The sequence below is a fragment of the Luteimicrobium subarcticum genome, assembly GCF_002798015.1.
Lineage (GTDB): Bacteria > Actinomycetota > Actinomycetes > Actinomycetales > Cellulomonadaceae > Luteimicrobium > Luteimicrobium subarcticum.
In genome coordinates, this window is sequence record NZ_PGTZ01000007.1 from 685,932 (window position 1) to 712,015 (window position 26,084).

At 73.4% G+C, this 26,084-nt stretch carries 22 protein-coding genes; 11 read left to right on the forward strand and 11 right to left on the reverse strand.

What is annotated here, in order from left to right; translation table 11 throughout:
• Positions 1-2: 2 nt before the first annotated feature.
• Genes CLV34_RS08115 through CLV34_RS08125 form a run of 3 tightly spaced genes read right to left on the reverse strand, consistent with a single transcriptional unit; the run spans position 3 to position 2,733 of the window.
• Positions 3-815, reverse strand: coding sequence for an FAD:protein FMN transferase (locus CLV34_RS08115; protein ID WP_211289375.1), 813 nt, complete (start codon positions 813-815; stop codon positions 3-5).
• The gene (locus CLV34_RS08120) at positions 812-1,279 is read right to left on the reverse strand and encodes an FMN-binding protein (protein WP_100349917.1); all 468 of its coding nucleotides are present in this window, start codon (positions 1,277-1,279) and stop codon (positions 812-814) included. Before CLV34_RS08120 ends, CLV34_RS08115 begins: the two co-directional genes overlap by 4 nt.
• A gap of 2 nt (positions 1,280-1,281) precedes the next feature.
• Positions 1,282-2,733, reverse strand: a complete 1,452-nt coding sequence (locus CLV34_RS08125; RefSeq protein WP_211289376.1) for a ferredoxin reductase family protein — start codon at positions 2,731-2,733, stop codon at positions 1,282-1,284.
• A gap of 203 nt (positions 2,734-2,936) precedes the next feature.
• Here CLV34_RS08125 and CLV34_RS08130 point away from each other — a divergent pair, with 203 nt between their 5' ends.
• A complete protein-coding gene (locus tag CLV34_RS08130) occupies positions 2,937-3,347 on the forward strand; it encodes an FKBP-type peptidyl-prolyl cis-trans isomerase (RefSeq protein ID WP_100349732.1) in 411 nt (136 codons plus the stop codon).
• Positions 3,348-3,470: 123 nt separating this feature from the next.
• Here the strand turns inward: CLV34_RS08130 and CLV34_RS08135 are convergent, their stop codons facing one another.
• Positions 3,471-4,733, reverse strand: a complete 1,263-nt coding sequence (locus CLV34_RS08135) for a class I SAM-dependent methyltransferase (RefSeq protein WP_211289377.1) — start codon at positions 4,731-4,733, stop codon at positions 3,471-3,473.
• A gap of 183 nt (positions 4,734-4,916) precedes the next feature.
• A complete protein-coding gene (locus CLV34_RS08140; protein ID WP_245859098.1) occupies positions 4,917-7,010 on the reverse strand; it encodes a glycoside hydrolase family 15 protein in 2,094 nt (697 codons plus the stop codon).
• Positions 7,011-7,164: 154 nt separating this feature from the next.
• On the opposite strand from CLV34_RS08140, the gene CLV34_RS08145 reads away from it, so the two are divergent.
• From CLV34_RS08145 to CLV34_RS08170, 6 genes are all read left to right on the forward strand, one after another.
• A complete protein-coding gene (locus tag CLV34_RS08145; protein WP_100349733.1) occupies positions 7,165-7,773 on the forward strand; it encodes a sigma-70 family RNA polymerase sigma factor in 609 nt (202 codons plus the stop codon).
• Positions 7,773-9,128: a hypothetical protein gene (locus tag CLV34_RS08150; RefSeq protein ID WP_100349734.1), complete on the forward strand. Its 1,356-nt coding sequence runs from the start codon at positions 7,773-7,775 to the stop codon at positions 9,126-9,128. Before CLV34_RS08145 ends, CLV34_RS08150 begins: the two co-directional genes overlap by 1 nt.
• Positions 9,129-9,523: 395 nt before the next feature.
• Complete coding sequence (locus CLV34_RS08155) at positions 9,524-10,474, forward strand: hypothetical protein (RefSeq protein ID WP_100349735.1); 951 nt, start codon at positions 9,524-9,526, stop codon at positions 10,472-10,474.
• Positions 10,475-10,538: 64 nt separating this feature from the next.
• Complete coding sequence (locus CLV34_RS08160) at positions 10,539-11,147, forward strand: sigma-70 family RNA polymerase sigma factor (RefSeq protein WP_100349736.1); 609 nt, start codon at positions 10,539-10,541, stop codon at positions 11,145-11,147.
• The gene (locus CLV34_RS16345) at positions 11,144-12,193 is read left to right on the forward strand and encodes a hypothetical protein (protein WP_157803760.1); all 1,050 of its coding nucleotides are present in this window, start codon (positions 11,144-11,146) and stop codon (positions 12,191-12,193) included. The genes CLV34_RS08160 and CLV34_RS16345 overlap by 4 nt, the downstream gene beginning before the upstream one ends.
• Before the next feature lie 26 nt (positions 12,194-12,219).
• Positions 12,220-12,561 (forward strand): Rdx family protein, encoded by a 342-nt coding sequence (locus CLV34_RS08170; RefSeq protein ID WP_100349737.1) that lies wholly within the window; start codon positions 12,220-12,222, stop codon positions 12,559-12,561.
• 66 nt (positions 12,562-12,627) lie between these two features.
• On the opposite strand, the gene CLV34_RS08175 is transcribed toward CLV34_RS08170, so the two are convergent.
• Positions 12,628-13,023, reverse strand: coding sequence for a DUF5997 family protein (locus CLV34_RS08175; RefSeq protein ID WP_100349738.1), 396 nt, complete (start codon positions 13,021-13,023; stop codon positions 12,628-12,630).
• A 54-nt stretch (positions 13,024-13,077) separates the two neighbouring features.
• Here CLV34_RS08175 and CLV34_RS08180 point away from each other — a divergent pair, with 54 nt between their 5' ends.
• Positions 13,078-13,968, forward strand: coding sequence for a LysR substrate-binding domain-containing protein (locus CLV34_RS08180; protein WP_100349739.1), 891 nt, complete (start codon positions 13,078-13,080; stop codon positions 13,966-13,968).
• A 4-nt stretch (positions 13,969-13,972) separates the two neighbouring features.
• On the opposite strand, the gene CLV34_RS08185 is transcribed toward CLV34_RS08180, so the two are convergent.
• Positions 13,973-14,182: a hypothetical protein gene (locus CLV34_RS08185; RefSeq protein ID WP_100349740.1), complete on the reverse strand. Its 210-nt coding sequence runs from the start codon at positions 14,180-14,182 to the stop codon at positions 13,973-13,975.
• Between the two features lie 213 nt (positions 14,183-14,395).
• Positions 14,396-17,179, reverse strand: coding sequence for a cation-translocating P-type ATPase (locus CLV34_RS08190; protein WP_100349741.1), 2,784 nt, complete (start codon positions 17,177-17,179; stop codon positions 14,396-14,398).
• A 199-nt stretch (positions 17,180-17,378) separates the two neighbouring features.
• On the opposite strand from CLV34_RS08190, the gene CLV34_RS08195 reads away from it, so the two are divergent.
• A complete protein-coding gene (locus CLV34_RS08195) occupies positions 17,379-20,381 on the forward strand; it encodes an Ig-like domain-containing protein (RefSeq protein ID WP_100349742.1) in 3,003 nt (1,000 codons plus the stop codon).
• A gap of 115 nt (positions 20,382-20,496) precedes the next feature.
• Here CLV34_RS08195 and msrA read toward each other — a convergent pair whose 3' ends face one another.
• The gene (msrA, locus tag CLV34_RS08200) at positions 20,497-21,123 is read right to left on the reverse strand and encodes a peptide-methionine (S)-S-oxide reductase MsrA (protein ID WP_100349921.1); all 627 of its coding nucleotides are present in this window, start codon (positions 21,121-21,123) and stop codon (positions 20,497-20,499) included.
• A 191-nt stretch (positions 21,124-21,314) separates the two neighbouring features.
• On the opposite strand from msrA, the gene CLV34_RS08205 reads away from it, so the two are divergent.
• Positions 21,315-22,559: an AI-2E family transporter gene (locus CLV34_RS08205; protein WP_100349743.1), complete on the forward strand. Its 1,245-nt coding sequence runs from the start codon at positions 21,315-21,317 to the stop codon at positions 22,557-22,559.
• On the forward strand, positions 22,556-23,773 hold the full coding sequence (gene ilvA, locus CLV34_RS08210; protein ID WP_100349744.1) for a threonine ammonia-lyase: 1,218 nt from the start codon (positions 22,556-22,558) through the stop codon (positions 23,771-23,773). The genes CLV34_RS08205 and ilvA overlap by 4 nt, the downstream gene beginning before the upstream one ends.
• A 28-nt stretch (positions 23,774-23,801) precedes the next feature.
• On the opposite strand, the gene CLV34_RS08215 is transcribed toward ilvA, so the two are convergent.
• Together CLV34_RS08215 and CLV34_RS08220 are read right to left on the reverse strand one after the other, a co-directional pair.
• On the reverse strand, positions 23,802-24,260 hold the full coding sequence (locus tag CLV34_RS08215) for a MarR family winged helix-turn-helix transcriptional regulator (protein ID WP_100349745.1): 459 nt from the start codon (positions 24,258-24,260) through the stop codon (positions 23,802-23,804).
• Positions 24,257-26,011 (reverse strand): MFS transporter, encoded by a 1,755-nt coding sequence (locus tag CLV34_RS08220; RefSeq protein WP_245859099.1) that lies wholly within the window; start codon positions 26,009-26,011, stop codon positions 24,257-24,259. The genes CLV34_RS08215 and CLV34_RS08220 overlap by 4 nt, the downstream gene beginning before the upstream one ends.
• Positions 26,012-26,084: the final 73 nt, after the last annotated feature.

A 26,084-nucleotide genomic window follows, 5' to 3' on the forward strand; every position in this document is an offset into this window, starting at 1 on the left:
GCTCAGAAGAGGTGGCTGCGGCCGTCGCGGTCGACGACGAGCCCGGTACGGCAGCACCGGGTGCGCAGCCACCTCAGCGCGTCGGCGCCCAGGACGAACGCCGCCGTCGCGTCGATGTCGGCCCAGACGAGGTCGGGCCCGACGACCGTCACGGAGGCCAGCGCCGTCGGGACCAGGCCCGTGCGCGGGTCGACGAGGTGCCCGCGGCGGTGCGCGAGCCCCGACGTCGCCACGGCCCCGTCGCGGACCGGCACCACGGCGACCAGACGGCCTGGGTGGTGGGGGGCCTCGACGCCGATCCGCCATCCCCGCGACCCGACGGCGCGGGTCCGGCACACCATGTCGCCCCCTGCCGACAGGCAGACGTCGGTGCCCTCGAGGTCGTCGAACGCCCGCGCCGCCCGGTCGACTGCCCAGCCCTTCACGACGCCGCTCGGGTCGAGGACCGTGCGACGCCAGGGGCCCGGCCTGCGCACGTCGAACGCCCCGTCGCTCTGACGGCGGGCCTCCTCCGCGATCGCGAGGACCTCCGTCACGACCGGGGGAGCGTCCCCGAGCCGCGCGTCAGCCCGCGCCAGTCGGGACACCCAGGAGTCGGCGCGGTAGGTGCTGAAGATCGCGTCGGCGCGGCGGAGCTCGGCCAGCGCCGCCGCCCACGCGGCGTCCGCTCGCGGCCCCTGCGCGTGGCGTCCCCGGAGCGCGAGGCTGATCGGCATCCCCATGACGTGCTCGACGCGGCGCGCCGTGCCTCCAGCGTGCCCGGGGTGCGCGGCGGCCGCCGTCACGGCCGGGTGGACCACGTCGGCGGTGGTCACAGGCCCGCCTTGTCGAGAGCGCTCTGCAGCGACTGCACGTATCCGTCGCTGGTGACGGTCGCGCCGCTCACCATGTCGACGTCCGCGCTCTGCGCGGAGAGCGTCTCCTGCTTCAGGACCGGGATCGCGTAGGCGTTGATCTGCTGGTCGCGACCGTTGCCGTCGGGCTGCTGCAGCACGTCCACGGCCGTGACCTCGCCGTCTGCCACGGTGATCTCCACCTGCACCGGGCCCCACCGTGTCTGTGTGACGTCCCCGGTCGCCGTCGACGACGACCCGCCGGACGACGACCCGCCGGACGACGACCCGCCGGACGACGAGCCGCCGACGTCGTCCGGCGCACCCTGAGCGACCTCGGACGACTCGGCGCCGAGCGACGTGCGGCTCGAGGTCGAGGTGTGGTAGCTGAGCAGGAGCAGGAGGACGGTCACCGTCGACAGGGCCCACAAGGTGATGCGGCGCATGGTCACCACGCAAAGGTCTCGAGGTGGAGGCGCTCGGCCGGGAGGCCGGCGTCGAGGAGGGTGGCGCGCACGAGCGCTGTCCAGCCCGGTGGCCCGCACAGGTACACGTCGCGGTCGGCGATGTCCGGGATCCAGAAGACGAGGGCGGTCAGGTCGTCCGCGGCGCCGACGCCGTCGCCGAGCCACGAGCCCGCAGCGCGCCGGCGGCCGGGGAGGCGCAGCACCTGCAGGCCGCGGCGGGCGTACAGGTCGTCGATCTCGCGCGCGAACAGCGGGGCGTCCGTGAAGCGCTCGAGGTAGACGGCCTCTCCGGACGCGTAGTCGAGCTCCTCGGCGAGGGCCCGCAGGGGCGTGACCCCTACGCCGGCACCGAGGAAGGCGACCTTGCTGACCGTGCGGGCCCGAGCCGACAGGCGTCCGTACGGCCCCTCGAACAGGACGCGCGTCCCCGGGACCAGGGAACGGGCCGCGCGGCTGCCGTCGCCGACGCCCGCGACCGTGAGGCGGAGCCGCTGCCCGTCCGGAGGTGCGGACAAGGAGTACGGGTGACCCCGCGTCCAGCCAGTTCCCGCGAGGAACCGCACCGTGAGGAACTGTCCGGCGGTCGCCCCCAGCCGGTCCAGGTGGCGTCCCGTCAGGTGCACCGACCACAGGTCCGGCGCCTCGTCCACCACACCGACGACGGTGAGGCGGTGGCGCAGGTTGAGGACCGCCGGGCGGCCGACGCGCCACACGAGCACGGCGGCCGCGGCGACGCCCCACAGCGTCCACCAGAAGACGGTCCGCGCCGTCGACACCGCGAGGTCCTCTCCCGTCCAGAGCTGGTGCGGAAGAGCGAGCCCCACGCCGAGGTACGCGTACAGGTGGAGGAGGTGCCACGACTCGTAGCGCAGGCGTCGCCGGGCGGCTCGGACGCTCGTGACGACGACCATGACGAGGCAGGTGGCGCCCGCGACGGCGAGCAGCATGCCGGGGTAGTGGGTCGCGAGGTCCCAGAAGGTGGCCGGGGTGACGCCGAGCCTCCCGTCCGCGTACCCCCAGGTCACGAGGATGACGTGCCCGACCATGAGGTCGAACGACGTCAGGCCGAGGAGCCGGTGCAGCCTGGCGAGGCGGTCCTGCCCGAACGCATGCTCGAGCACCGGGAGCCGGACCATCGCGACGACCTGGGCGAGGAGGAGCACCGAGGCGGCGAGCCCCGTGAGCCGGCCCACGGCGGTCAGTCCGGAGGCCCACCCGGCGAGGTCCTGCACACCGCCGTCGCCGACCCACCAGGACGCCACGAGCAGCAGGGCGAGCCACAGCACCGAGCCCGCCACGACGCGCACCGCGGCGTCGCGCCGCGCGAGCCGCGCGGCCGGCGGCGGAGGGACGCGCTGTGCCGGCGGGCTCGCGGCCGCGTGCGCGGCGGTCAGGACGGATGCGGTCGTCTCACCTGTCGTCGGAGCGGACAATGCGTCCTCCTGTGCCGGAGCGGGGCGGCGGAGCGCCGCCTGACGTGACCAGGGTGTCGCCGGCGCCTCGGAGCACCGTGTCGAACCCCTGTGCGTGCGCTGGGACGCGTCGAGGCCGGGCTCGTAGGATCGTGGTCATGCCGCCGCGCAGTGTGCGACCCCGGCGGTCCGCGGCGCCCCGCCCCCGACGAGAGGACCCACGCATGTCCGACGCACCCGAGCTGCCCACCGCCTCCGGGACCTACGGCGAGAAGCCGACCCTGACGTTCCCCGGACCCGACGCGCCCGAGGGCCTGCAGATCCAGGTCCTCCAGCAGGGTGACGGCCCCGAGATCTCGAAGGGCGACACCATCGTCGTGCACTACCTCGGGCAGACCTGGGGCGGGCACGTGTTCGACAACTCGTACGACCGCGGCACGACGATCGACTTCCCGATCGGTGTCGGCATGGTCATCGGCGGCTGGGACAAGGGTCTCGTGGGCCAGAACCTCGGCTCGCGCGTCCTGCTCTCCGTCCCGCCGGAGCACGGCTACGGCCAGCGCGGCGTGCCGCAGGCCGGCATCGGCGGCACGGACACGCTGGTGTTCGTCGTCGACCTGGTCGACATCGCCTGACGCCCCGCCGCGCCCCGCGCGGCCCGTCCCTCGCCGGGTGACCTTGCCTACGCAAGGTCACCCGGCGTGCGTTTCGGCGCACGCGAAGAGCCGAATCGCACGCGAAGACCGGTGCGGTCGGCGTCAGAGCGGACGCACCGACCGGGTCACCGTGAACGTCCGGTCCCGTGACACCTGCACCGTCGGCCCCACCACGCGCTGCAGCTCCGCCCGGTAGCGCAGGTGCGAGTTCCACACCGTCCACAGCTCCCCGCCCGGCCGCAGGACGCGCGCGGCCGCCGCGAACATCTTCGACGCCGCCCCCGTATGGACCGCCGAGCCCACGTGGAACGGCGGGTTGCACAGCACCAGGTCCACCGAGCCGTCCGGCACCCTCGAGGCGACGTCGTCACGCAGGACGTCCACCCGGTCGCCCGCACCCGCGGCGTCCGCCGTCCGACGCGCCGACGCGACAGCAGACGCCGACCGGTCAGTCGCCACCACGCGCGCCGCAGGGAGCGCGAGCGCGGCACGCGTCGCGAGGATGCCCGTCCCGCATCCGAGGTCCAGCACGACGCGCGGGTCAGCGCCGCCCCAGCCGTCCGCACCGGCGCCGCCCAGGCCGTCGAGCAGCGCCCGCGTCCCACGATCCAGCCGCGCCCCGGCGAACGTCGCACCGTGCGCCCACACCGTCAGGCCGGCGTCGGGGACGTCCGCCGCGACCGGGAACGACGGCACGACGCCGGGCCGTGGCCCGCGGGCCACCAGCACGCGCGCCTTGTAGCGGCCACGGGTGGCGTGCACGTCCGAGAACGAGCGGCCCAGCACGTCGTTCATCGCGGGCGTCATGTGCTTCACCATCCCGCCGGCGAGCACGACGACGTCCGGCCCCGCGTCCCGCGCGACCGACTCCGCGAGCTCCGCGAGCGCGTCCAGACCGCGCGGCAGACGGACGAGCACGACGGACGCCCCCGCCAGCGTCGGCGTCGGGACGAGGCCGCCGGCAGGACGGGCGGGCGGGGGTGTCGGCTCGGTCGGCGCACCGTCCGCGGACCGGGCGGCCGTCGTGCCGGGACCGTCGGCGGTGGCAGGACCCGACCGGACGACGCGGTCGGCGAGGCCGGCGCGTCGGGCGTTGGCGTCGAGCGCACGCTCGGCGACGATCGAGTCCTGCCACACCCGGACGGGTGCGTCGACGAGCGTCGACGCACCGAGGGTCAGCGCGCCGTACGCGTCGTCGAGGACGACGATCCCGCCGTCGCCCCGGCCGCTGCCGCCCTCGAGGAGCGCGGCCAGCTCGTCCAGCAGGAGCCGGTCGGCGCCGTCGACCGCGACGAGCTCGGGCGCCTCGACGTCCGGCCACCGGTGCAGCGAGGCGAGCAGGTCGGCGAGCGCGGGGAAGGTCACGTCCTCATCCTCCCGCACCCGTGGCGCGGCGAGCGGCTCCGGGGACGCCGCGCCGCGGTGCCGGGCGCCCGGCGGGAACGACGCACCACCGGGGCGCGCCGCGACTTCGCGTGCGGTTCGGCGCTTCGCGTGCGCCGCGACGGACGCGAAGCGACCTTGCGTAGGCGACGGCGCGGCCGCGCGTCAGGCGAGACCGCGGTGCGCGGCCTCGAAGCCGACAGGTGCACCGGTGGTCTCGGCGCGGATGACGTGCATCACGGCGTTGATGAGCGCCAGGTGCGTGAACGCCTGCGGGAAGTTGCCGAGGTGCCGGCCGTTGCGGGTGTCGATCTCCTCCGCGTACAGGCCGAGCGCGCTCGAGAACGACAGCAGCCGCTCGCACAGGCCGCGTGCGCGCTCGACCTCCCCGATCTCGACGAGCGCGGACACGAGCCAGAACGAGCAGATGGTGAACGTCCCCTCCTCGCCCGCCAGCCCGTCGTCGGTCTCGTGCGTGCGGTACCGCAGGACGAGCCCGTCCTCGGTGAGCTCGTCGGCGATCGCGAGCACCGTCGCGCGCACGCGCTCGTCGTCGTTCGGCAGGAAGCGCAGCAGCGGCACGAGCAGCAGGGACGCGTCGAGCGCGTCGGTGTCGTAGTGCTGCCGGAACACGCCGCGCGCGTCGACGCCCTTGCGCAGGATGTCGTCGCGGATCTCGTCGGCGAGCTTCGACCACTGGTCCGCGAAGTCCTGCTCGTCGTACATCTCGGCGAGGCGTGCACCGCGGTCGAGCGCGACCCAGCAGAACAGCTTGGACGACGTGAAGTGCTGCGGCTCGCCGCGCACCTCCCAGATGCCGCGGTCCTTCTCGTGCCAGTGCTTCGCGGCCTCCTCGACCTGCCGCTTGAGGACGGGCCACAGGGACTCGGGGAGCTGTTCGCGCGACTTCGCGTGCAGGTACACGGAGTCGAGCACCGCGCCCCACACGTCGTGCTGCTGCTGCGCGTACGCGGCGTTGCCGACGCGCACGGGCCGGGCGCCCTCGTACCCGAACAGGTGGTCGAGCTCCGCCTCGTCGAGCCGGTCCTCCCCGCCGACGCCGTACATCACCTGCAGGTCCTTGTTGTCACGGCAGACGTCGTGCACGAACGAGAAGAAGTCGTTGGCCTCCCGGTCGAACCCGAGGGTGTACAGGCCCCAGAGCGCGAACGTGGAGTCGCGGATCCACGCGTACCGGTAGTCCCAGTTGCGCTCGCCGCCCGGGGTCTCGGGCAGCGACGTGGTCGCAGCGGCGAGCAGGGCGCCCGTCGGTGCGTACGTGAGGCCCTTGAGCGTCAGCGCGGACTGCTGCAGGTAGGAACGCCACGGGTGGTCGGGGAACACGCCCTGGGTGAGCCACTCGCGCCAGTACCTCTCGGTGCGCTGCATGGCGTGGAGCGCCTCGTCCCAGTCCTTCGGGGCGGGCAGCGGGGACCAGGACATCGCGACGTACGCGTGCTCGCCGGCGCGCAGACGCGTCCGGGCGTGCACGCGGCGGTCCTCGACACCGAGCCGCAGGCTCGACGTGATCCGCAGGTCCGGGTTGGGCCCGTCGCCCTTGCGGGCCACGAGGTGGTTGTACCCCTCGCCCTCGTACTCCCAGGTGCAAGCGAACCGGCCGTAGTCCGGCATCGGCTCGCACATGACGTCGAGCTCGACGGTCCCGTTCACGCAGATGACCGTCCGCAGCAGGACGTGCTCGGCGTCGTAGTCGGTCGGGGTGCGGCGGTGCGTCTGCGACCGCTGCTCGACGTTGTGCCACGGGCCGAGGACCATCGCGTCGCGCACGACGAGCCAGCCCGTCGTCGTCTGCCAGGTCGTCTCGAGCACCAGGGTGCCGGGCAGGTAGCGGCGCGCGACGGGCACGCTCACCCCGTACGGGCCGACGCGGAACGACCCGGTGCCGCGGTCGAGCAGCGCGGAGAAGACGCTCGCGGAGTCGGGTCGCGGCACGCACATCCACTCGACCGCGCCCGAGGGCGCGACGAGGGCGTTCGACTCGCAGTCCGACAGGAACGCGTAGTCCGCGATCGCGGGGAACGGGCTGCGGCCGTCGCGGCCGCCCTGGGCGGGCCCGGTGACGTCGAGGTGGAGGCCCAGCGCGCTGGCGTGGCCGTGGTGGGTGCCGTCGTCTCCGGGGGCCGCCTCGCTCGGCGCGGTGACGGAGGCCGCTGCCGTGACGGGGGCCGCTGAGGTCGCGGGGCCGGAGGTCGCGGGGACGGACGGGAGCCGCGGCGTCGGGGGGGTCTGCTTCGCCATCCCCCCAGGGTGCGCCCCGGACCTGGGCCGACGCCACTTCCGGCGCCGACGTTTACGTGTCTGTCACACTCGCCGCCAACGTTTCCGGCACCTCGTTCGTGGAGGGGGGTGAAGGGCGGCGAGGGGTCGTCGTCCACGACGAAGGGGCAAAGACGTGAGCAACTGGGACGCGGAGCTGGGCGAGCTGCTCGCCCACCGTGGCCGAGCGCTTGTCCGGTACGCGTACGTGCTGTGCGGGGACCGCCAGGAGGCGGAGGACCTCGTCCAGGAAGCGGTGGTGCGGGTCTTCTCGCACTGGCGTCGTACGGGCCGACGGGTGGGGGCGGAGCGGACGACCGCTCGGGGGGCAGGTGCCACCGTGAGCGTGGACACCGAGGACAACGGTCTGGAGGCCTATGTGCGGCGCACGGTCCTCAACCTCTACGTCGACGGTTACCGGCGGCGGCGGCACTTCTCGCTGCTGGTGCCGAAGGTCGCGCGGATCGACGAGGTCCGCGGCCCGGCGTCGGGGGCGTCGGTCCGCGTCGACGTGGCGCTCGCGCTCGCGTCGCTCGCGCCGCGCCCTCGGGCGTGCGTGGTCCTGCGGTACTTCGAGGACCTCTCGGTGCCGCAGATCGCGGTCCAGCTGGGGATCGCGGAGGGGACCGTCAAGAAGTACCTGCACGAGGCGATGAAGAACCTGCGGGGCGTGCTCGGCCCCGTGGATTCCGCTGGGTCGGCGAGCACGAGCACGGTGACGACGATTCGGACGGAGGTGGCCTGATGGCACAGCACGAGGACTGGGCGACGCCCAGCGAGGCAGATTCGGTGCGCGGGGTCCTGGGGGCGTTCGCGGACGCCGCCGGGGACCCGGGACAGCTGGACGCGCGGCTGGAGGTCGTGCGGGCGGGTGCCCGACACCGCGTCCGGGTGCGCCGGACGGCGAAGGCCGCCGCGACGGGTGGCACGGCGTGCGTGCTCGTCGGGGCGATCGTCGCGGGGGTCGCGCAGGGCGCGCCGTGGCGGTCGGACCCGGTGGTCCCGGCAGGGTCGCCGTCGGCGGTGTCGACGCCCGACCGGCCCGGGCCGACGCCTACGGGCACGTCGCGCGCCACGCCGACGCAGTCGCCGTCCGCGACGTCGAACGCGGTCCCGGTCGGGGCGGCGGACCAGGCGCGGGTGGCAGCGGTCGTCGACCACCACGCGTGGGCGATCGACGACGAGCGCTTCGTCGACGCCTACACGGACTTCGCCCCCACGATGCGGTCGAAGGTCGGGGCGGAGCAGGCGTGGGCGACGCAGATCGCGGGCGTGACCTGGACGGGCTGGGAGGTCGGCGCGGCGACGTCGAGCGACGACGGGTTCCGGGCGACGGTCGAGACGGCGCGCACGGGCGACTCGAGCGTCGGCGGGACGTGCCACGTCTGGACGAAGGACTACACGTTCGTCGCGTCGGGCAGCACCCTGAAGATCGCCTCCGTCACGGACGTGGGTCAGCCGGTGGCGTGCGGTGCGTCCGCACCGGAGGCGCCGAAGGCGCCTCGGCAGGCGTGGGACACCGTGACGGCGCACACGGAGAACGGGTACGTCTCGCCGTACTGGGCCGACGACGCGGCCGACGGCGCGTTCACGTGCGGCGCACCGGTCTCCGGGATGCTGGACCTCCGGTCGGACAAGTACGTGTCCACGGTCTCCGGGACGTTCGGTCCGGGTTCCGGTGAGGCCGCGGGCGGTCTCGTCACCGATGTCGACGTCACGCGGCTCGCCGCTGACAACGGTGCGGTCACGTGGGGACGTCCGGCGGTCGTGCTCACCCAGGGCGGTCGCATCGTCGACTTCGGCCAGTGGGGCTGGAACCAGGCGACGGTCGACGGCGACAAGGGCATCGTGCGCGGCAAGGCGGTCACGCAGTCGACCGGCGCGTGGGAGACCTCGTCGTTCTGCACCCCGACCGGGGTGTCCATGATCGGCCGGCCGACGGCCTCGACGCCGCGCCACGCGGCGGGCACGTACCTGGCGTACTTCGTCTCGTGGTACTCCGACGCGGGCAGCTCGGGGCACGACTGGGCCGTGAGCGACGCCTTCCCGGTGACCGTGGGTCAGGACGGGAAGGTGACGAGCCCGGTCGCGGGCCACTGAGGACGACGTCCTCCGCGGGCTGCTGACGACGGCGGCGACGACAGTGCAGGGGGCTGTCGTCGCCGCCGTCGACACTCCCGCCACGACGAGGGGGACGACATGGACGAGGGACGACCGGCAGCGCAGGCGGGGGCGACGCCGAGGGTGTGCTGAGCGACGCGTTCGTCGTGACGATCGGTGCCGACGGCATGCCGGAGTCGCCGCTCGCGGGCTGAGCCGCCCGCCCGAGGCCCCGCGCACCGCGTGCGCGGGGCCTCCTGCGTTCCCGGACGCCGGACTCCCGGGCGCCGAAGCTCGTCCGAAAAAAGTTCGGACCGGGGGCAACCGGCCCGCGGGGTCCTTCGTCGTAAGGGGTGAGGGAAGGACACGCCCTCCCGACGAAGGAGAGAACGCACATGAACGCTCGGCCGGACGTACAGCTCGACGCCCTCGCCGCACAGAAGTCCGCGGCGCAGCGCGCGCGGCGCCGCCGCACGACGGCGGTGGGGGCGACGGGTGTGGCGGCGTGCGCGCTCGTGGCGGCCGCGGTCGTCGGGGTGGCGCAGGCGGCGCCCTGGGGGAGCAGCCCGGTGGTTCCCACGGCGACGGACGGCGGGGCGTCGACCCGCACCGTGGGCTCGACGCCGGTCCCGACGCGCACGGTCGCGGCTCCCGCGCCGACCGCCACGACCCCGGTGCCGGGTGACGCGGCGGGCGACGTCGTGACGGCCACGTACGACGACGGCTTCGAGCCCTACCCGTACCACGTGGCGTCGGACCGGCAGTGGGAGGGCTGGTCGTACACGACGGCGACGGACGACCGGTTCTACACGTGCGGCGCGCCCGAGTCGGTGCTCACCGGGGCCGTCGGCGACACGCTGGCCCTGACCCGTGGCCTGGGTCCGGTCGAGGTGACGGGCGAGGGCGTGACGTCCCAGGAGACCGGGTACACCTTCCGGGTGAGCGACCCCGCGCTCGGCACCCTGCAGGTGGCAGGCCCGGACGTCGTGCTCGTCCAGGGTGGCGTGGTGGTCGGCTTCCTGCAGGACGGTCACGGGCCGCAGACGTACGACGGCACGTCGACGGCGTCGGGCTCGGTCGCTCTGGGCTACCTCGACTCGATGCCCAACCGGTGCCTCGCGGCGAGCTGGGAGAAGTCCGCGGACGGTCTCGAGCAGTGGGACGTGCGGACGGACGCGCCGCGGCAGGCCGCGGGCGAGTACCGCGCGTACCTGGTCTCCGAGCTGTCCTGCCGTGACGACGTGACGTGCGGCGAGGGTGCCGACACGCCGCGGACCGTCGTGAGCGAGCCGTTCACGGTCACCGTCGGCGGGGGCGGGAAGACGACCCTGTCGCTCGCCCGGTGATCCGGGCGTCGTTCGTGGTCAGGGTTGAGGAAGGATATGCCTTCCACATCGAGGGAGGAAGCACGTGAGCAGTCGCTGGGAAGGGGAGCTCGACGATCTCGTCGCGCGGAGGTCGTCGGCGCTCGTCGGGTACGCGTACACGTTGTCGGGCAACGTGTCGGACGCGGAGGACCTGGTGCAGGAGGCTCTGACGCGCGTGTTCTCGAGCTGGCGGCGCCGGGCGCCGCGCAGCGCGTCGGGGGTGGGGACCGTCGCGGTGGACACCGCGGGCGAGCGCAGCGTCGAGGGGTACGTCCGCCAGACGATCCTCAACCTCTACCTGGACGGGTACCGCCGGCGGGGCCGCTGGTCGGGTCTGCGCCACCGGGTGGCGACGCCCGACGAGGTGCGCGGGCCGGCGTCGGGGGTCGCGGTGCGGGCGGACGTGGTGGCGGCGCTCGCCGCGCTGAGCCCGCGTCAGCGGTCGTGCATCGTGCTGCGCTACCTCGAGGACATGTCGGTCGCGGAGGCGGCCGAGGCGCTGGGGGTGTCGCAGGGCACGGTGAAGCGGCAGGTGTTCGAGGGGCTGGCACGCCTGCGCGGGGTGCTGGGGGACGACGTGATGGTGCTGGGACAGGTGGCTGTGACGCACGCCGGGGCCGTGGACACGACGACGAAGGAGGAGCAGCGATGAACGGGCACGGAGACGACGGGTCGTTCGAGGAGCAGCAGCTCCCGGACGCCCCCGGACTGCGCAACGTCCTGGCGTCCTTGGCGTCGGCTGCGGGTGACGGCGGTGAGGCGCTGCGGACGGGGGTGCGCACGCGCGTGCGGCGGCGTCGGGCGGTCAAGGCGGGAGCCACCGGCGCCGCGGCGTGCGTCGTGGTGGGGGCTCTGGTCGTGGGGGTGGCGCAGGCGTCACCCTGGCAGCGCGGGCCGGTGGTCCCGGCCGTGACGGACAGCCCGACGAGCACGCCGACCCCGACGCCGTCGCAGTCGTCGACCCCGTCGTCGTCGACCCCGACGCACACCACGACGTCCGCGCCGACGCACACGCAGTCCGAGACCCCGGCCGGACCGGGCGACGTCGTGACCGCGACGTACGACGACGGGTTCGTCCCGTACCCGTTCTCGGCGGACATCTCGCAGTGGGACATGTGGCCGTACTCGCCTGTCGCCGACGCGACGGCCTACACCTGCGGCGCGTCGGAGGACGTCCTGCAGCAGGCCACCGCAGACGGCCCGGTCGACGTGGCGGTCACGGGCGGTCTGAAGTCGTCGCCGTACCAGGGCGAGGGCGGCGGTGAGCAGACGGTCCTGCCGGTGCGTGTCACCGACCGGTCGGAGGGCGCGTTCGGCGGTGTGCACGCGGTGACGATCGCGCTCGTGCAGGGTGGTCGGGTCGTCGGCTACCTGGGTGACGACGACAACCCGGCGTTCACGCCCGGCGGCGCCGCATCGGTGGAGGTTCCCGTGCTGACCACGAACCCGCGGGCGTACTGCACGCAGGCGGCGTGGTCGCGCGACGACACGGGTGGTGCGACGGCCTGGTACGTCGACCCCGACGCCGTGCAGGCCGCGGGGACCTACCGCGCGTACGTCCTGGCGGAGCCGACGTGCCCCGAGGCGACCACCACGACGTGCACCGCATGGCTCGCCGACACCCCCGCCGTGGCGAGCGAGCCGTTCGTCGTCACGATCACGAAGAACGGGACCATGACGGTCGCGCTCGACGGGTGAGCCGCCCGCGTCGCTAGCCTGGCCCCATGAGGACGCCGCGCGTAGAGATCGAGTACTGCACCCAGTGCCGATGGCTCCTGCGCGCGGCGTGGGTCCAGCAGGAGCTGCTGACGACGTTCGGCACGCGGCTCGGTGAGGTCGCGCTCGTCCCGGGCACGGGTGGAGTGTTCCGGGTCGTCGTGACCGCGGAGCCGTCGGCGGAGCCGGTCCTCGTGTGGGACCGGGCCGCCGACGGCTCGTTCCCGGAGCTGCCGCAGCTCAAGGCGCGCATCCGGGACGTCGTCGCCCCGGACCTCGCGCTCGGGCACACGGACCGGGCGGCGCGGCGCGGCGACCCAGACGACCCGGCTCCCGAGCGCGCCCGCTGACGACGCGCCCGCCGACGTCCTGCCCGCTGGGGTCGGCGGACCGGCCGCGCGGATCGGACGGTGGGCTCAGGAGCCCGCGGGCTCCTGGGTCTTCCGCGTCGCGGCGAGGCGCTCCTCCTCGGCCTGCACGGCCTTGAAGGTCGCCCGCTCGGTGTCGAGCCACGCGGGCGGGTCCTGCCGGAGGTCGTCGATCTGCTCGGTGGTGAGCGGCTCGGTGATGCCGCCGCGGGTGAGCCCGGCGATCGAGACGCCGAGGCGCCGGGCGACGACGGGGCGGGGGTGCGGGCCGTTGCGACGCAGCTCGGCGAGCCACTCGGGCGGGTTGCGCTCGAGCTCCTCGAGCTCGGTGCGCGTCACGCTCCCGTCACGGAAGGCCTCCGGTGTGGCCGGCAGGTACACGCCGAGCTTCTTGGCGGCTGTGGCCGGCTTCATCGACTGCGACGACGGGGGACGGGTGCTCATAGGACCAGAGTAGAGGTCCCGGGTCCGTCGGCAGCCCGTCGTTACGCTGGTGGCATGGCGCACCCCGAGGGTCACGACACCGCAGCACCCCCGGACGAGCCGTCCCCGGCAGCGTTCCGGCTCGGGTACGTCCCCGGGGCGACGCCCGCGAAGTGGGCGCGCACGTGGCAGGACCGGCGTCCGGACCGTCCGCTCGCCCTGGTGCCCGTGAGCGCCGGCGACGCCGCGGACGCGCTCCGGTCGGGTGCGCTCGATGTCGCGCTGCTGCGGCTCCCGGCGGTGCGGGACAGGCTGCACGTCGTGGCGCTGTACGAGGAGGTCCCGGTCGTCGTCGTGGGGGTCGAGCACGTGCTGGCCGCGCTCGAGCCGGACGAGGAGGTCGACCCGGCGGACCTCGCGGACGAGGTGCTGCTCCAGCCCGCGGACGACGTCCTGGACTGGTCGTCGGCGGGCTCCGGCGTGCCGGGGCGCGAGCCGGTCGAGCAGCCGGCGACGACGGCGCTCGCGATCGAGCTCGTCGCAGCGGGCGTCGGGGTGGTGGTGGTCCCGAAGTCGTTGGCGCGTCTGCACCATCGCAAGGACGTGACGTACCGGCCCGTGGGTGGTGCGCCGGTGGCGCCGGTCGCGCTGGCGTGGCCGACGGGCCTCGAGGGCGACGCTGCGCGCGACGCCGACGACTTCTTCGGGATCGTCAAGGGGAGGACGGCCCAGAGCTCGCGCGGCCGGGACGCGTCCGCGGGCACGGGGTCGGCGGGCGCGGGGTCGGCGCGGGACGGGGCGGCGGGCTCCGGCACGGCCGGACGGGGCGCGGCCGGTGGCGGGCGGTCCGCGGCCCCGAAGCGCTCGGCGCAGGCCGACCGTCAGGCCGCCGCGGCGCGCAAGGCCGCGGCCCGCACGCCGGGGAGCGGCGGCCGCAAGGGTCAGAAGGGCCGACGCTCCCGCTGACGGGTCAGCTCGGCTGCGGGATCTCGCAGTGGACCTTCGGGTCCAGGCCGACGTAGTTGAGCGGGCCGGCGATGACGGTGACGCCGATCGTGGCGACGCGGTTGCAGCCGTCGGGGTCGGAGTTGAGGTAGCCGCGCTGGGCGGCGGCGACGATCCCGACGACGAGCCACAGGATCAGGAAGAGCGAGACGGGTCGGGCGTAGCTCCGGGTCATGGTGCCGGGCCTCCTCGGGTCGGATCACAACGGACGTATGCCCCCAGTCCAGGCAACCTACGAACGGGAGTGGGGGCTCGCCAGCGGTGCGCGGTCTCGGCGTCCTGGCCGTTTCCCCGCGTGCGAGAACCGCGATGAGGGGGTAGGGCGCAGCAGGGTCGTGGTCCGCGCGTCCGCGCGTCCGCGCGTCCGGGTGGCCCGGACAGGGCGACGTCAGGCGACGCCGGAGGTCTCGCGGGCTCGCTGCGGGGCCGTCGCTGCGGCGACGTCGAGCGAGACCGTCGGATGCGTCCCGCGGTTCCGGCGGATCAGCTTGTCGACCTCGACGACCACCCCGACCACGGCGGCGAGGCCGAGGCACGCGAGCCACTGCGTGCCCGACAGCGACGTCGTCATGAGCGCAACCTGGAGGAACGGCAGCTCGACGGCGGCGACGACGAGGAGCACGGGGATGGCCAGGATGCGCAGGGCCGGCAGGACGGGCCGGTCGAAGCCGCTGGCGGGGTCGCGGCGCATGAAGAACCCGGAGACCACCGTGGCGAGCGCGGTCACGACGAACGTCATCGTCATGCGGACCGTGGCGTGGTCCTGGCTGAGGTCGCCGGGTCCGAAGGCGAGCGGCACGAGCATCACGGCCGCGGTCACCGCGCCGTAGAGCAGCCACTGCCGCACCGCGCGGGCGTTCGCGACGCCGAGCCTCGGGTCGCGCGGGGGGCGGGACATGATCGTCGGGTCGGCCGGGTCGAGGATGATCGCGACGACCGGGAAGATCGCGACGAAGAAGTTCAGCGCGAGGACCATGAGGGGCGTCATCGCGACGCCGCCGTTGAGGTCGAACGCGCTCGCCACGAGGAACAGCAGCACCAGCGAGAGCAGCTGGGCCATCTGGAACCGTACGTACGACACGATCTTGTCGTAGATCGCGCGGCCCAGGCGGACGGCCCGGACGAGCGTGCCGAAGTTGTCGTCCGTCAGGATCATCTTCCCGGCCTGCTTGGTGACCTCCGAGCCTGAGCCCATCGCGACGCCGATGTCGGCCTGCTTGAGCGCGGCGGCGTCGTTCACGGCGTCGCCCGTCATCGCGACGATGTCGCCGCCCTCCTGCATGAGGCGGGCGAGGCGGAGCTTGTCCTGCGGGGTGACGCGGCCGAAGACGTGGAGGTCGGGCAGGGCGGCGGAGAGCTCCTCGTCCGACATCGCCTGGAGCTCGACGCCGCTGATCGCTCCCGCCCCGAGCCCTAGCTCCGCCCCGATCGCCGCGGCGGTGACCGCGTGGTCGCCTGTGATCATGCGGACCTCGATGCCGGCCTCGTGCGCGATGCGGACGGCGTCCACGGCCTCCGGCCGCAGGGGGTCGATGATCCCCACCATGCCGACGAACGTCAGGTCGGTCACGGCGGCCATCGGGTCGGTGACGACCTCGTCCTCGCGCCCGTCGAGCTCGCGGATCGCGAACGCGAGCACGCGCAGACCCTGATGCGACAGCTCGAGGTTGGCGGCGTCGATGTCGGCTCGGGCGTCGGCGAGCGGGACAGGGCGCCCGTCGACGGTCGCGTGGGAGCAGCGGTCGAGGACGACGTCGGGGCCGCCCTTGACGAGGCCGACGAACGCCTGCCGCCCCCCGACGGGCGCGTGGTGGAACGTGGCCATGAACTTGTAGTCGGAGTCGAACGGGACCTCGGCGACGCGCGGGTAGGCGCGCCGGGTCTGCTCGGCGTCCACCCCCACCTTGGCGGCGAGCACCACGAGCGCGGCCTCGGTCGGGTCGCCGACGACGACCCCGGTGTCGGACACCGTGGCGTCGGAGTCGAGGCACAGGCCGTAGGCGAGCGGGGTGAAGTCGGGCGCCTGGGTGCCCGCGGCCTGCCGGATCGCACCGGTCTTCGCGTAGCCCTCGCCGTCGACGGTGTACCACCGGCCGCCCAGGTAGAGGGAGCGGACCATCATCTGGTTGAGGGTGAGCGTCCCGGTCTTGTCGGAGTTGATGGCGCTGGTGGCACCGAGCGTCTCGACGTCCGAGAGGTTCTTCACGACGGCCTTGTGGTCGGCGAGCTGGCGCGCCCCGTACGCGAGGATCGCCTGCACGAACGACGGCAGTCCGGTCGGGATCGCGGACACGGCCATCGAGATGCCGAGGAGCAGGATCGCCTCGGTGTCCTCGCCGCGCAGCAGCCCGACGACGACGATGACGAGCACCGCGGACCAGGCGATGATCCCGAGCACCCCGGTGAGCTTGTCGAGCTCGCGCTGGAGCGGCGACCGGGTGGGCTTGACCGCGTCGAGCATGGAGGCGATGCGGCCCATCTGGGTGCGCATGCCCGTCTCGGTGACGACGACGGTCGCGGTGCCGCGGGTCACCGACGTGTTCTGGAAGACCATGTCGGTGCGGTCGCCGAGGGCGGTGTCGGCGGACGGGAGCGCGTGGGAGTCCTTGGGGATCGGAGCCGACTCGCCGGTGAGCGCGGCCTCCTGCGTCTCCAGGGTGGCCGAGCGCACGATGCGCGCGTCGGCGGGCACGAGGTCGCCGGCCTCCAGCTGGACGACGTCGCCCGGCACGAGGTCGGTCGCGGGGACCTGACGGAGCGTGCCGGCGCGGACGACGCGCGCCTGCGGCGTCTGCAGGTGGGCGAGCGCGTCGACGCTGGCGCGGGCCTTGAGCTCCTGCTGGGTGCCCATCACGACGTTGATGAGGACGAGTGCCGCGACGAGGATCCCGACGGGGACCTGACCGATCACGAAGCTCACGATCGCGACGCCGACCAGCATGAGGTTCATGGGATCGCGGAGCTGGGTGAGGGCGACAGACCAGGCCGAGGGGGCGGGGGCGGCCACGATCTCGTTGGCGCCGACGCGGGCGCGGCGCGCGGTCACCTCGGTGTCGTCGAGGCCCTGGTCGAGCTGCGTGCCGAGGCGTTCGACGACGGCGGGAGCGTCGAGGGCGTGCCAGGCGACCTGGTCGTCCGGCGGGGCGGTCGTCGCTGCGGTGCCGGTGCTCATCGGACCTCCTGGCGGGGGGTTGGCCTCACCATCGTGGCAGCGTGGACCGAGGAGTGCGCGCCGGGCTCGTGGCCTGTCGGGTCGGACGCGTCGAGGCTCTGATTTCACCCGGCGCGAGGGCGTGGTCGGCCCCGCGGGCCGTCTAGGTTGTCCATGCATACGTATCGGTATGTCCTAGCAACAACATGGGAGTGAACGCATGGCGAGTGCCCGCAAGCTCTGGCTCGTCCCGTCGGCCGTGGCCGCCACCTGTGTGACGACAGTCGGCCTCGTCGCACCGGCCGCCGTGGCAGCGGACGACACCACCGGCCCGACGATCACCGTCAAGCCCGAGTCGCTGGGCATCCCTGACGGCGCCGGCGGTGGGACCTTCCGCTCGGCGAGCTTCACGCTCTACGACGCCGGCAAGGTCGCCGGTCTGACGCTCAACGGTGTCGACAAGGACCTCACGGACAGCGTCTGGTCGGACCTCAACGGCGTGAAGCCGGGCGTCTTCGGTGCGGTCGAGGGCACGAACACGCTGGTCGTCCGCGATGCCGCGGGCAACACCACCACGCAGACGTTCACGCTCGACACGCGCGGCCCGCTGATCACGGTCAAGCCCGAGTCGCAGGGAGGCGACGGCACGTTCCGCTCCGTCTCCTTCAAGCTCCACGACATCAACGGGAAGGTCGACGGACTCACGCTCAACGGCGTCGACAAGGACCTCGCGGACAACCCGTGGAGCGACCTCAACGGCGTGGTCCCGGGCGCGTTCGGCGCGAAGGAGGGCGTCAACACCCTCGTCGTGCGCGACACGCTCGGCAACACGTCCACCCTCACGTTCACGCTCGACACGACGGGCCCGACCGTCAGCGTCAAGCCCGGGTCGACGCTCGGTGCGGACGGCTCCTACCGCTCGGTGAGCTTCACGCTCTACGACGCGGGCAAGGTCGCGGGCCTGACGCTCAACGGCGTCGACAAGCCCGTGACGGCGAACGTGTGGTCGGACCTCAACGGCGTGGTCCCGGGCGTCTTCGGCGCGAAGGAGGGCGCCAACACGCTCGTCGTGCGCGACGTCGCGGGCAACACGACGACGGTCACGTTCACGCTCGACACCGTCGGGCCGGAGATCACGGTCAAGCCGGAGTCGGAGGGCGCGAACGGTTCGTACCGGTCGGTGAGCTTCACGCTCCACGACGTGACGAGCAAGGTCGACTACCTGACGCTCAACGGCGTGACGAAGGACCTCACGGACAACGCGTGGTCCGACCTCAACGGGGTCGTCCCGGGCGCCTTCGGCGCGGTCGAGGGCGAGAACACGCTCGTCGTCGTCGACACGCTCGGCAACACGACGTCGACGACGTTCCGTCTCGACACGGTCGCCCCGGACGTCACGGTCAAGCCCGAGTCGGTGGCCGCCGTCGACGGCACGCCCGACCTCTACTCGACCGTCTCGTTCAAGCTCCACGACGCGGGCCAGGTCGCCGGTCTGACGCTGAACGGCGTCGACAAGCCCGTGACGGCGAACGTGTGGTCGGACCTCAACGGCGTGAAGCCGGGGGTCTTCGGTGCGGTCGAGGGCGTGAACACGCTCGTGGTGCGCGACGTCGCAGGCAACACCACGACCGTCACGTTCACGCTCGACGCGACCGGCCCGAACGTCACGGTCAAGCCCGAGTCGCAGGGCAGCCTCGACAGCGCCGGCGTCGGCTCGTACCGCTCGGTCTCGTTCACGCTTCACGACGCCACGAGCACGGTCGACTACCTCACGCTCAACGGCGTCAAGAAGGACCTGACCGACAACGCGTGGTCCGACCTCGACGGCGTGGTGCCGGGCGTGTTCGGCGCGGTCGAGGGCGAGAACACGCTCGTCGCGTACGACGTCCTGGGTAACGCGACGACCGTCCGGTTCCGTCTGGACACCGTCGGCCCCGACGTCACGGTCAAGCCGGAGTCGGTCGGTGCTGCCGGCGTCGACGGCGTGTACTCCACGGTGTCCTTCGCACTCCACGACGCAGGAAAGGTCGCCGGCCTGACGCTCAACGGCGTCGACAAGCCCGTGACGGCCAACGCGTGGTCGGACCTCAACGGCGTCGTGCCGGGCGTCTTCGGGGCGAAGGAGGGCGTGAACACCCTCGTCGTGCGCGACCTGGCGGGCAACACGACGACGGTCACCTTCACGCTCGACACGGTCGGCCCGGAGATCACGGTCAAGCCCGAGTCGCTGACCGGGACGGTCGCGCCCGCCGACGGGACCGTCGCGTCCTACCGCAGCGTCTCGTTCAAGCTGCACGACCTCGGCTCGCAGGTCGACCGCGTGACCCTGAACGGCGTCGAGAAGGACCTCACGGACAACCCGTGGTCCGACGTCAACGGCGTCGTGCCCGGGGTCTTCGGCGCGGTGGAGGGTGTGAACACGCTCGTCGCGTACGACGTCCTGGGCAACTCCACGACGTTCATGTTTCGGCTCGACACGGGTCGTCCGGTCGTCCACGTCACGGCGCCGACGGACGGTGCGGTCGTCCGCAGCGCCGACGTGGGCCGGGTGGCGCTCGACGCGTCCGACGAGGGTGGGCTGTCCCGCCTCGCCGCGAACCTGTACCGCGACGGCGCGCTCCTGAAGGCGATCGGCTCGACGCCCGCGTCGTCGGCGCTCGGGACGACCACGTGGAGCGGCGGCTGGGCGCTCCCGGCGAACCTCGCCGAGGGCGACTACACGGTCCGTGCCGGCGCGACCGACCTGGCCGGCAGCTGGGGCGGCGACGACGTGACGTTCAGCGTCGACGACACCGTGCCGTCCCTCACGGTCCCGTCGGGGGCGGTGGCCCTGACGACCGGCGAGAAGCACACGGTCGACCTGTCGCAGGTCGAGCTGCACCCCGACTGGTCGTACGTCGAGGTCGACCAGCTCGGCCCTGACGGGAAGTGGCAGAAGATCACGGGCCAGCGCTACGAGGGCACCAACACGTTCGCGTTCTCCCTGGACGGCGCGACCCTCACCGCGGGCGTCCAGACGCAGGTGAAGATCACGTCCGTCGACAAGGCCGGGAACCGGACCTCGAAGACGGTCTCGGTCGCCGTGTCTGCGCCCGCGGCGCCCAGCACGCCGACCTCGGTGCCCGCCGCCTCGGTCACCACGGCGAAGGCGTCGAGCGTGGCCGCGCTCCTGGCGCAGCTCGTGAAGATCCTCGTCGCGGCGCTGACGCACCTGTTCGGCTGACAGTCTCCGTGCGGTCGGGTCCGTCCCGCCCGCACGGCGTCCGGCGGCCCCGCCCGGCCCCGGACCCACGAGGGCCCGTCCGCGTCAGCGGACGGGCCCTCTGTGGTCTCAGCCGTCAGGCGGGGACGGGACAGGCGACGCCCGTCGAGTGCACCGGGCAGTACCCGTTCGGGTTCTTCGCCAGGTACTGCTGGTGGTAGCCCTCCGCGTACCAGAACGGTCCGGCCTCCTCGGCCGGGCGCAGCTCGGTGGTCACGTCGCCGAAGCCCTTCGCGGCGAGCCGCTCGGCGTACATCTCGCGGGTCTGCCGGGCGGCGACGCCCTGCTCGGGCGTCGTCCAGTAGATCGCGGACCGGTACTGCGTGCCGCGGTCGTTGCCCTGGCGGAAGCCCTGCGTCGGGTCGTGCGCCTCCCAGAACGCGCGGAGCAGCTCGACGTCCGACACGACCGTCGGGTCGTAGGCGACCAGGACGGTCTCGGTGTGCCCGGTCAGGCCCGAGCACGTCTCCTCGTAGGTGGGGTTCTTCGTGATGCCGCCCATGTACCCGGCGGCGGTGGTGACGATCCCGGGCTTCTGCCAGAACTCCTTCTCGGCACCCCAGAAGCACCCGAGGGCGAGGTACAGGACGCGCGTGCCCTCGGGCCAGGGGCCCTGCAGCGGCGTGCCCAGGACGGCGTGCTTCTCGGGGACGGTGAACTCGGGGTCGTCGCGGCCGCGCAGCGCGCGCTCCGGCGAGACCATCTGGTGCTTGATCGACGTTCCGAACAGGGACTCGAACACGGGTTCCTCCGACTTCCTGCGCCTGTCGTGGTGCGGGTCGCGCACCGGCGTCACCCGGTGCAACGCCGGGCGCCCGACCGGTGTTCCGGCGCCGCTGCGCCGACGCCGCACCACGGAGGTGCGGGGGCACGGCGCCTGGATAGGGTGGCGCGGTGAGCACACAGAGCAGCACGGGGGAGCCGGGCGACACCGGCGTCACGTCGACGAAGGCCCCGGGCGGTGTGCCGCCCGCGGTCCAGGGTGCCGCCGCCTGGTCGTGGCGGATCCTCGCGATCGCCGGGGTCGTCGTGATCGTCGGCTACCTCGCGGTGATGCTGCGCGTGATCCTCGTGCCGGTCGCGATCGCGCTCCTGCTCACGGTGCTCCTGCTGCCCGTCGTGCGCTTCTTCGAGCGACGCCTCCACCTCGGCACGACGCTCGCGCCCGCGCTGTCGCTCCTGGTGCTCGCGATCGTGGTGCTGGGACTCCTCGCGCTCGCCGGCAGCTCGATCGCGCACGGGTTCAGCGACCTGAAGGACCAGGCCGTCCAAGGCTTCCAGGAGTTCTCGCACTGGCTCAAGACCGGCCCGCTCGGCCTCGACACCGACGACCTGTCCGACTACACCGACAAGCTGAGCAAGACGGCGTCCGAGAACTCGTCGGTCTGGATCTCCGGTGCGCTGGGCGCGGCCGTGACCATCGGGCACGTCGCCGCCGGCACGCTCATCGCGCTGTTCTGCACGTTCTTCTTCCTCCACGACGGGCGACGCGTCTGGGCGTGGCTCGTCGGCCTGCTCCCGGTCGCGCAGCGCGACCCCGTCCACCAGGCCGCCCGCCGCAGCCTCGTCACGCTCGCCGCCTACACCCGGACGCAGATCCTCGTCGCGGCCGTCGACGCGGTGGGCATCGGGATCGGCGCGTTCGCGCTGCAGCTCCCGCTCGCCCTCCCGCTCGCGATCCTCGTGTTCGTCGGCTCCTTCATCCCGATCGTCGGTGCGGTCCTCACGGGTGCGGTGGCCGTCGCCGTCGCGCTCGTCGTCAAGGGGTGGGTCGCGGCGCTCATCATGCTCGGCGTCGTCCTGCTCGTGCAGCAGATCGAGGGACACGTCCTCCAGCCGTTCCTCATGGGCCACGCCGTGTCGCTGCACCCGGTCGCCGTCCTGCTCTCGGTCGCGGCCGCGTCGTTCGTCGCCGGCATCATCGGCGCGCTGTTCGCCGTGCCGCTCGTCGCCGTGCTGAACACCTTCGTCCTCTACCTCACGGGACACGACAAGTTCCCCGAGCTCGGGAAGGACGACCATCTCGAGATCCGCGGGGTCCCGACCGACGAGGGCGCAGCCCTGCCCCCGGCCGTCGCCACGGCGGAGGCGGACACCGCGTACCGGGGCGGCGCGCGGAACGACGAGGCGCCCGCGTGACGGTCGGCCTCGCGGAGGTCCGTGCCGCGGCGCGCGAGCTCGACGGTGTCGTCAAGGAGACCCCGCTCCTCGACTCGCGCGTGCTGTCCGAGGCGGTCGGGGTCGACGTCCTCCTCAAGGCCGAGAACCTGCAGCGCACCGGCTCGTTCAAGGTGCGCGGCGCCTACGTGCGGATGTCGCGGCTCACCGCGGACGAGAAGGCGCGCGGCGTCGTCGCGGCCTCGGCCGGGAACCACGCGCAGGGCGTCGCGCTCGCGGCCGCCCTGCTCGGCATCCGTGCCGTGATCTTCATGCCGGTCGACGCCGCCCTGCCCAAGGTCGCGGCGACCCGCGAGCACGGGGCGGAGGTCCGCCTCGTCGGTCTCACGGTCGACGACGCCCTCGTCGCGGCGCACGACGAGGCCGAGCGGACCGGCGCGGTGTTCATCCACCCGTTCGACCACCCGGACGTCGTCGCCGGCCAGGGCACGCTCGGGCTGGACGTCCTCGCGCAGTGCCCCGACGTGCGCACGGTGCTCGTCCCGATGGGCGGCGGCGGGCTCGTGGCCGGTGTCGCCGCCGCGCTCGCCGAGGCGGCGCCGCACGTGCGCGTCGTCGCGGTGCAGGCCTCGCAGGTCGCCTCGTACGGCGCTGCGCGCGAGGCGGGCCACGTGGTGTCCGTCCCGGTGCGCCCCACCATGGCGGACGGCATCGCGGTCGGCCGGACGGGCCAGGTGCCGTTCGAGCTCCTCGACCGGCTCGGGGTGGACGTCGTCGGGGTGTCCGAGGACGACCTGTCGCGCGCGCTGCTCCTGGTCGCCGAGCGCGCCAAGCTGCTCGTCGAGCCGGCGGGCGCGGCCGGTGTGGCTGCGCTGCTCGCGGCCGCCGACCGCGGAGACTCGCCGTTCGAGGGGCCGGTCGTCGCCGTGCTCTCGGGCGGGAACGTCGACCCGGTCGTCCTGCTCCGGGTGATCCGGCACGGTCTCGTCGCCGCCGGACGCTACCTGCAGCTGCGGATCATGCTGGACGACCGCCCCGGCTCGCTCGCGCGGCTGCTCGAGATCCTTGCCGTGCGGGGCTGCAACATCATGCACATCGACCACGGGCGCACCGACGTCGGCCTGTCCGTCGACACCGTGGCGGTGCGCCTCCAGGTCGAGACGAAGGGGCCGGGCCACCAGGAGGAGGTCGTCGCGGCGCTCCGCGAGGCCGGTTACGCCCTCGTGGCGGGCTGAACCCTCCTCGTCAGCCGCCGTCGCGACGTCAGTGCGCTCCGTCCCGGTCGCTCGCCGCGTCGGCGAGGCGCGACAGGGCGCCGGCCGCACCGCGCAGCGCCGCGACGTCGTCGTCCGCCAGCGTGCCCAGCAGGTCGCGCACCGTCGCGGCCCGCTGCTCCTGCGCGGTCGCGAGCAGCGTGCGCCCGGGCTCCGTGATCGACACGAGCACGGAGCGGGCGTCGGCGTCCGAGCGGACCCGCGCCACGAGCCCTCGCTCGTCGAGCGCGCCGACCACGCGCGTCATGCTGGGCGCGGCCATCCGCTCCGTCCGGGCGAGGTCGCCGACCCGCTGCGGCCCCTGGCGCTCCAGGGTCGCGAGCACGGAGAAGTGACCGGCGGACAGGTCGTCGGCGGTCGGCCGGATGCGGCGGATGACGCGTCCGACGACCCGGACCAGCAGGTCGGCGAGGTCGTCCTCGGCTGCGCGGTCCGGGGCGCCGGTCACGCGGCGCTCCGCGTGGCGGGAGCTCCGGCAGCGACGGTCGCGGGCTCGACGACGGCGAGCTGCCCGTCGTCGTGCACGAACCGCTTGCCGCGGCTGAGCGACGCCGCGGCGCCGATGAGCGACATGATCGCCGCGGCGGTGAACACCACCACGAGACCGTGGTGGAACGCGTCGGAGATGAGCTGCGGGAAGAACTCCTTGCCCGTGAGCGTCGCGGCGTCGGCCGGCGGCAGCGTCTCGAGGACGCCGGTGGGTGCGAGGAGCGACTGGACGGGGTTGTAGCCGAGGAAGGCTGCGAACAGGCTCCCGACGGGCGGCAGCTGGGCGACCTGGTCGGCGACGGCCGTCCCCACGCCGTGGGACACGAGCCCGCTGCGCAGCGCCGCCGGCAGCGTCGACGCGAGCCCGACCACCATGAGCGAGAAGAACACGCCGATCGACAGCGACGACCCGGCGTTCTGCACGGTTCCCGCGACGCCCGACGCGGCGCCGCGCTCCTTCGCGGGGACGGCACTCATGATCGCCGACCGGTTGGGGGCGCCGAACATGCCGGAGCCGACGCCGTTGAGGAACGTGATGACGGCGAACTCCCAGTACGCGAAGTTCACGGGGATGAAGATCAGGGCGACGAACGTCGCGGCGACGAGCACGAGCCCGCCCGTCGCGAAGCCGCGCGCGCCGAAGCGGTCGGACAGCGTGCCGGACAGGGGCCCGGCGACGAGGAACCCGATCGTGATGGGCAGCATGTAGATGCCGGCCCACAGGGGTGTCTGGTCGTACGAGTACCCGTGCAGCGGCAGCCAGATGCCCTGCAGCCAGATGATGAGCATGAACTGCAGACCGCCGCGGCTCACCGCGGCGAGCAGACCGGCGAGGTTGCCCATCGAGAACGCGCGGATGCGAAACAGGCGCATGTCCAGCATGGGCGCCCGGCTGCGCACCTCGATCACGACGAACAGGGCGAGCACCGCCAGGCCGCCGACGATCGCCCCCAGCACCCAGGGGTTGGTCCAGCCGGTCGGGCGTCCGCCGGAGGGCTGGATGCCGTAGGTGATGCCGGTGAGCACGGCGACGAGCCCGACCGCGAACGTGATGTTGCCGGGCCAGTCGAGGCGGCCGGGGTTGCGCGTGCCGGTCTCGTGCAGCGAGCGGTAGGACCACACCGTCCCGAGGATGCCGATCGGCACGCTGACCCAGAACACGGCGCGCCAGTCCACGACCGCGAGCACGCCGCCGACGAGCAGGCCGATGAACGAGCCCGCGATGGCCGCGACCTGGTTGATGCCGAGCGCCATGCCGCGGCGCTCCGCCGGGAAGGCGTCCGTGATGATCGCGGTCGAGTTCGCGAACAGCATCGCGCCGCCGACGCCCTGCACGAGGCGGAACCCGATGAGCCACAGCGCGCCGCCCGCCCCCGTGAGCGGGTCGAGGGACAGGGCGATCGAGCCTGCGGTGAAGACCACGAACCCGAGGTTGTAGATCCGCACCCGCCCGTACATGTCGCCGAGGCGCCCGAACGTCACGACGAGCACCGCCGTGACGAGCAGGTAGCCCATGAGCATCCACAGCAGGTAGCTGACGTTGCCCGCCTCGAGGGGGTCGAGGTGGATGCCCTCGAAGATCGCGGGCAGCGAGATGAGCACGATCGACGCGTTGATGGTCGCCATCAGCATGCCGAGAGTGGTGTTGGACAGGGCGACCCACTTGTACCGGGGGTGGTCCTTGGTGACGAAGGGCGTGCGCGAGCTCACGGTGCTCCGGGGGTGTCGGGCGGCAACTACTTAGCAAGTGCTAAGCACCTTAGGACGACCTCGCCCGCGCCGC

What these genes read in the sequence shown, in the direction of transcription:
- CLV34_RS08155 (WP_100349735.1), top strand. Translation starts at nt 9,524, where the DNA reads ATGAACGCTCGGCCGGACGTACAGCTCGACGCCCTCGCCGCACAGAAG.
- CLV34_RS08150 (WP_100349734.1), top strand. Translation starts at nt 7,773, where the DNA reads ATGGCACAGCACGAGGACTGGGCGACGCCCAGCGAGGCAGATTCGGTG.
- CLV34_RS08190 (WP_100349741.1), bottom strand. Translation starts at nt 17,179, where the DNA reads ATGAGCACCGGCACCGCAGCGACGACCGCCCCGCCGGACGACCAGGTC.
- CLV34_RS08175 (WP_100349738.1), bottom strand. Translation starts at nt 13,023, where the DNA reads ATGAGCACCCGTCCCCCGTCGTCGCAGTCGATGAAGCCGGCCACAGCC.
- CLV34_RS16345 (WP_157803760.1), top strand. Translation starts at nt 11,144, where the DNA reads ATGAACGGGCACGGAGACGACGGGTCGTTCGAGGAGCAGCAGCTCCCG.
- CLV34_RS08180 (WP_100349739.1), top strand. Translation starts at nt 13,078, where the DNA reads ATGGCGCACCCCGAGGGTCACGACACCGCAGCACCCCCGGACGAGCCG.
- CLV34_RS08140 (WP_245859098.1), bottom strand. Translation starts at nt 7,010, where the DNA reads ATGGCGAAGCAGACCCCCCCGACGCCGCGGCTCCCGTCCGTCCCCGCG.
- CLV34_RS08120 (WP_100349917.1), bottom strand. Translation starts at nt 1,279, where the DNA reads ATGCGCCGCATCACCTTGTGGGCCCTGTCGACGGTGACCGTCCTCCTG.
- CLV34_RS08130 (WP_100349732.1), top strand. Translation starts at nt 2,937, where the DNA reads ATGTCCGACGCACCCGAGCTGCCCACCGCCTCCGGGACCTACGGCGAG.
- CLV34_RS08195 (WP_100349742.1), top strand. Translation starts at nt 17,379, where the DNA reads ATGGCGAGTGCCCGCAAGCTCTGGCTCGTCCCGTCGGCCGTGGCCGCC.
- CLV34_RS08170 (WP_100349737.1), top strand. Translation starts at nt 12,220, where the DNA reads ATGAGGACGCCGCGCGTAGAGATCGAGTACTGCACCCAGTGCCGATGG.
- msrA (WP_100349921.1), bottom strand. Translation starts at nt 21,123, where the DNA reads ATGGTCTCGCCGGAGCGCGCGCTGCGCGGCCGCGACGACCCCGAGTTC.
- CLV34_RS08185 (WP_100349740.1), bottom strand. Translation starts at nt 14,182, where the DNA reads ATGACCCGGAGCTACGCCCGACCCGTCTCGCTCTTCCTGATCCTGTGG.